At 60.6% G+C, this 4,782-nt stretch carries 6 protein-coding genes; 5 read left to right on the top strand and 1 reads right to left on the bottom strand.

The window, feature by feature from the left end; all coding sequences use genetic code 11:
* The first annotated feature begins 93 nt into the window (after positions 1 to 93).
* From ACYCUK_RS23375 to ACYCUK_RS23355, 5 genes are all read left to right on the top strand, one after another.
* Positions 94 to 405, top strand: a complete 312-nt coding sequence (locus ACYCUK_RS23375; RefSeq protein WP_461596987.1) for a plasmid mobilization protein — start codon at positions 94 to 96, stop codon at positions 403 to 405.
* Positions 406 to 425: 20 nt separating this feature from the next.
* A complete protein-coding gene (locus tag ACYCUK_RS23370; protein WP_461596986.1) occupies positions 426 to 890 on the top strand; it encodes a relaxase/mobilization nuclease domain-containing protein in 465 nt (154 codons plus the stop codon).
* On the top strand, positions 772 to 2,463 hold the full coding sequence (gene traI, locus ACYCUK_RS23365; RefSeq protein ID WP_461596985.1) for a TraI/MobA(P) family conjugative relaxase: 1,692 nt from the start codon (positions 772 to 774) through the stop codon (positions 2,461 to 2,463). Before ACYCUK_RS23370 ends, traI begins: the two co-directional genes overlap by 119 nt.
* A gap of 165 nt (positions 2,464 to 2,628) precedes the next feature.
* Positions 2,629 to 2,916, top strand: a complete 288-nt coding sequence (locus tag ACYCUK_RS23360; RefSeq protein WP_461596984.1) for a helix-turn-helix transcriptional regulator — start codon at positions 2,629 to 2,631, stop codon at positions 2,914 to 2,916.
* Positions 2,903 to 4,261 (top strand): type II toxin-antitoxin system HipA family toxin, encoded by a 1,359-nt coding sequence (locus ACYCUK_RS23355; RefSeq protein WP_461596983.1) that lies wholly within the window; start codon positions 2,903 to 2,905, stop codon positions 4,259 to 4,261. The genes ACYCUK_RS23360 and ACYCUK_RS23355 overlap by 14 nt, the downstream gene beginning before the upstream one ends.
* A 58-nt stretch (positions 4,262 to 4,319) precedes the next feature.
* Here ACYCUK_RS23355 and panD read toward each other — a convergent pair whose 3' ends face one another.
* Positions 4,320 to 4,718: an aspartate 1-decarboxylase gene (panD, locus tag ACYCUK_RS23350; RefSeq protein ID WP_461596982.1), complete on the bottom strand. Its 399-nt coding sequence runs from the start codon at positions 4,716 to 4,718 to the stop codon at positions 4,320 to 4,322.
* Positions 4,719 to 4,782 lie beyond the last annotated feature (64 nt).

Genomic DNA, 4,782 nt, shown 5'->3' with positions numbered 1-4,782 from the left:
TTTCCGATCAGCGGCAGACGGCCGGTGATCAACGCTTCATCGATCTCGATCCAAGGCGCCCCAGGATGCTGCAACAGCTTGCAGAACTCCTGCATGAGCAAGATCGAAACCAAACCCAGAAAACGCGTCGAGATCCGATGGGATGCAGACGACTACCAAGTGCTGGCTGAGCGGGCAGCACTGTGTGATCTGACCGTCAGCGAGTTTGTCCGACGCGCCACGATGACGCGACCAATCCTGACAGCCGCTGACCAAAAGGCGGTACTCGAGTTGCGCCGTGTTGCGGGAATGCTCAAGCATCTTTACCCGAGGAACGCCAACTGGTCGAACGAGGAAAAGTGGCGCTATTGGGATGGGCGCGAGAACCTCTTGGCAATCGCGGCGCGGATCGCTGGCAAGAAATGATTCCGCACGTCATCGGAACGATGAAAAAAGGCCCCACGAAGGGCGTCTTTGTCGAGCCCATTCAATATGCCGCACGCGACGACAAGGACTCGAAGGCCAAAGGAATCCAGCTGATCCCGGTCGAGGGCATGGGCTGCATCAACATCGATTTCGATTTGGACACGGAAGAAGAAAGGCGTTGGCTCGCAGAGGCCATGACCGTGCGATCGCGCGAGTCGACGCGGTTCAAAGGCAATCCGGTCTATCACGTCAGCATCAGTTGGCCAGAGGGCGAGCATCCAAGCCGGGACCAATGCGAGAAGACGGCTCACCACTTTATGAAGGGTCTTGGCATGGAGGAGAACGAGGCCTTTTGGGCGATCCACCGTGACACCGACCACGACCACTTCCTTCCATCTGATCCTCAGCAAAGTTCATCCGGAGAGAGCGATCGTCACGGGGCCGCCCCGATTCGACTACGCGCTACTTCATCGATTGGCGCGTGAGGTCGAGCTTGATCAAGGATGGAGCCACGACAAAGGTGCCTATGTTGTCACCGAGCCGAATCCCGGCATGGCCAAAATCATGCCGCGGTACACGGCGATCAAGATGGGGCTGTGGAAAGAAGACGAAGACCGCCGCCCCAATTTCACGCATGCGGCCCGCATGGCGGCCGAGCATATCGGTGGCGAACCTTTCCAGGTCTGGGTTGCCGGCGAACCCGCGAAGGATCTTCGGTCCGTGATTCATCAACCAGGCGCGAGCTGGCAGTCCGTGCATGACGCGTTGGCGATGCACGGGATTCGTATCGAGGCCAAGGGTTCCGGTCTGATCGTGACCACCATGGGGCCGGATGGTGAAGTCCTTGCCGCAAAGGCATCGCAGCTCGGGCGTTGGGCGAGCAAGGCTGCGCTGGAGAAGAAGCTCGGACCATTCCGAGGGGCCGCCGAGAACCCCAGCCCGCCACAGGCGCAAACCTACATGGAACATACGCACCGCACTCGCGCCCAAACGGATTCGCTTGTGTCTGAGACCGAGCCAGATCCCAAGCGTGCGGCGCGGCGCGAGGAGTGCGCCAAGGCCCGTGAGGAATTGTCCAAGCGGTTCGAGGCCGAAAGGAGAGAGATCAAAGCCCGACGCGCCAGGCAGCGTGCCGGGCTGCGGGATCAGCATCTGGCTGAAAGAAAGCAACTGCAGATCGATCTGCAGCAAGAAAGAAAGGCTGTGATCGAGAAGGACAAGGCGGAAGGTGTCCCATTCAAGGTGTCGCAGTCGCTGTTCGCCTACCGTGCAGCAATGCGTCGAGAGGAACTGCAAAAGCGCCAGGCGGCAGAGCGCAAGGAATTTGCCGACGAGATGCGCCGGACACTCGATTGGCGCACCTGGCTGGAGAATCAGGCCGAGCACGGTGACGAGGCGGCCAAGGCTGCGCTGCGTGGCATGCGTTACCGCGAGCAGCGAAAGAGCAAGAAGTACCAGCTGCAGGACGGCCTCGAGGGCGAAGAACTCGACCTGCTGCGCAAGCTCACCGTGGCGGCGTTCGATGCGCAGATCGACCACAAGCGCCAGCTGGTGATCTACCGGGGCCAGGACGGGCGGGAGAAGTTCACCGACACCGGACCCCGGATCCTTATGCACGACAAGGGACCGGATTCACTGGAGGCGGCGCTCCGTATCGCTGCGCAGAAGTATGGCGGCAAGGTGGACATCACAGGCAGCAGCGAGTTCCGGGAGAGGGCTGCGCGGGAAGCGGTGCGGCTCGGGATCACCGTGATCAATGATGATTTGCAGGCGATCGTTACTGATGCGCAGGCCCAGCGGATGCCGAGAAAACCGCAGGCACGGTTATCCCCAGGATCTGGGGATAACCGTGCCGAGCGGCAGAAGATCCCGACAGAGCGCGGGCAGGTCCCGGGGTGCCCGAAAAACAGGCAGCCGACTCGCCACGCGAGCGGGCGATTCGAACGATGCAGCAGGCGCTGGAACGCTGGCTGGACGGCGACCAGGCCGCAGCGGTGCGGGAGTTCATCGCCGCGCACGACCGGGCCACGCGGCATGGGATCGATGGACGCAAGCTGATTGCCGAAGTGGTGGATCAAGTCGTTACCCGGCGCGGCGAGGCATCGGCCCCGGCGATGAGCGGGTTCATCGCGGAGATGGACAAGCAGCGGAAGCGGGAAAAAGGGATCGGGCGGTGATCTGAAATGTTCGACGTAAATGACATTTATAGAATTTTCTGTCAAAATGTCTGTTATGAAGGACATCAAGCAGACCGCATTCCCAGCATTGAACGCGCAGGATCTTGGCCGTGCATTCCGCGCCGAGCGCAAGGCGCTGGGCAAGAGTCAGGCCGAGATTGCCGCGGCCATTGGCCGCAAGCGCCAGACCATTGCGGCACTGGAGGCGGGGCAGAACGTCAGCATCTACACCCTCATGGCGGCGCTGGCCGTCTTGGGCAAGGGCCTGCAAATCCAGGATGCGCGGCTCGATGTCGATCACCTTCAGGAGTACTTCCGCGATGAAGAAGATTAAAGACCTGGAGGTCACCACTCCTCAGGGTGCCGCAGGGCATCTGCTGCGCGAGTCGCAGTATGTTTTCAATTATGACCGTGGGATTGACCCGTCTTGCGAAGTGTCCTTGACCATGCCGATTCGGGCGCAGAGCTATGGTGGGAACACACTGCCGCCCATCTTCTCGATGAACAAACCGGAGGGCTGGCTTGCACAAGAACTTGTCAGACGAATGGCCAAGCTTGGCCCCATCGACGACATGAGCTTGCTGGCCATGACGGGCGAACACCAGATCGGGCGGCTCAGCCTGAGAGATGCGGGCCACCCTGGGCGCAACAGAGCGCCACAAGTTGGACTGCGGGAGATTCTTTCAGGCACCTCGTCCGCCGAGGTGTTCGCATTTCTGGTCGATCAGTATTTCGATTCGGGCATTTCCGGCGTGCAGCCCAAGGTCATGGCACCCGATGCCGATCGCCTCGGGCCAGACCTGCGTGCCACGGCGACGTCGGCTGATCTGATCGTCAAATCAGGCGGTGAGGAATTTCCCGGCCTGGCGGCCAACGAATTTCTTTGCATGGAAGCCGCGCGTTTGTCGGGCCTGGACGTACCCGAGTTCTGGTTATCGAACGACGGGCAGTTGTTTGTGATGAAGCGGTTCGACATCACGCCGGATGGAAACAGGCTGGGCTTCGAGGACATGGCCGTGCTGATGGGCAAAGCCCCAGACCCTTACGGACGCTACAAATACGAAGGCAGTTACGAAAATATCGCCAAGGCCGTCCAGGTGTTTTGCGGAGCCAACGCGCAGAACTCGCAGTTCCGGTTGTTCGAGTCGGTTGCCCTATCCATGATGGTGCGCAACGGTGACGCTCACCTGAAAAACTTCGGCGTGCTCTACGAACACCCGCGGGCCGAGCTGCCGCCCAGACTGGCACCGGCCTATGACATCGTCACCACCACGACCTACAGCTACGAAGATGCCCGCACCGGTGTGCAGATGACCGATCGCACGCTGGCCTTGAAGATGGCCGGGTCGAAAGGCTACCCCACGCGAGAAGAGTTGATCCGGTTCGGGCGCGACGCCTGTCATGTGGTTGATGCCGCGACGGTCATCGATCGCGTAGCGGAAGGCATGACCAAGGCGCTCGAACAACATGCTGAGTGCCTGCCCGGCTCGTTGCAGACGACGCTGCGCAAGGAGTGGGACGAAGGTTGTTTATGGTTTGAGCCTGATCGCGTTTATGTCAGGCAACCTCATCGAGACATTCCTGGTGAGCAAGGAAAGGATGATGCGCAATTCCCGTCCGGCACGACTTCGCCTTCACCGCGTCTCCGGTCCAGGCGGCAGCGCGGTATGGAGCGCTGATCATCGACCGACGCCCACTGAGTAACAGCGGTCCGTCAGATCACCCGGATCTTCAAAGTCACCGACTCGATTCTTTCATGGTGACGACCTGATTGCGGGCACCGAGCAGCGCGATGCGTGGGTGAAAGGTTCGCGCAGTGGTGTCGTCCATCGGTGCGTAGGTGCAGATGATGAGCAAGTCTCCGATGACGGCATGGCGCGCTGCAGAGCCGTTCAGGGTGATGCGGCCGCTGCCCGAAGGCTCGGCAATGGCGTAGGTGCTCAGGCGTGCCCCGTTGGTGACGTTGTAGATCTCGATTTGCTCGCCTGGGAGGATGTCGCACGCATCAAGAAGGCTCTGGTCGATCCCGCATGAGCCTTCGTAATGAAGGTCGGCACCAGTGAGCGTGGCGCGATGCAGTTTGGCGCGAAGCATGACCCGCATGGGTGGCATCTGGTGTGCAGAGAGGAAAGGCATGGATGATGGCCATGGATGATGGCGGGAGGTCTGGCCCCATGATGCTATCGCAGCCGATCCGAAG

This window comes from Thiomonas sp., from assembly GCF_054608695.1.
The sequence above is the reverse complement of the archived record's forward strand: the minus strand, read 5'-3'. Positions and strand labels throughout refer to the sequence as shown.

What these genes read in the sequence shown, in the direction of transcription:
- ACYCUK_RS23375 (WP_461596987.1), top strand. Translation starts at nt 94, where the DNA reads ATGAGCAAGATCGAAACCAAACCCAGAAAACGCGTCGAGATCCGATGG.
- ACYCUK_RS23370 (WP_461596986.1), top strand. Translation starts at nt 426, where the DNA reads ATGAAAAAAGGCCCCACGAAGGGCGTCTTTGTCGAGCCCATTCAATAT.
- ACYCUK_RS23360 (WP_461596984.1), top strand. Translation starts at nt 2,629, where the DNA reads ATGTCTGTTATGAAGGACATCAAGCAGACCGCATTCCCAGCATTGAAC.
- ACYCUK_RS23355 (WP_461596983.1), top strand. Translation starts at nt 2,903, where the DNA reads ATGAAGAAGATTAAAGACCTGGAGGTCACCACTCCTCAGGGTGCCGCA.
- panD (WP_461596982.1), bottom strand. Translation starts at nt 4,718, where the DNA reads ATGCCTTTCCTCTCTGCACACCAGATGCCACCCATGCGGGTCATGCTT.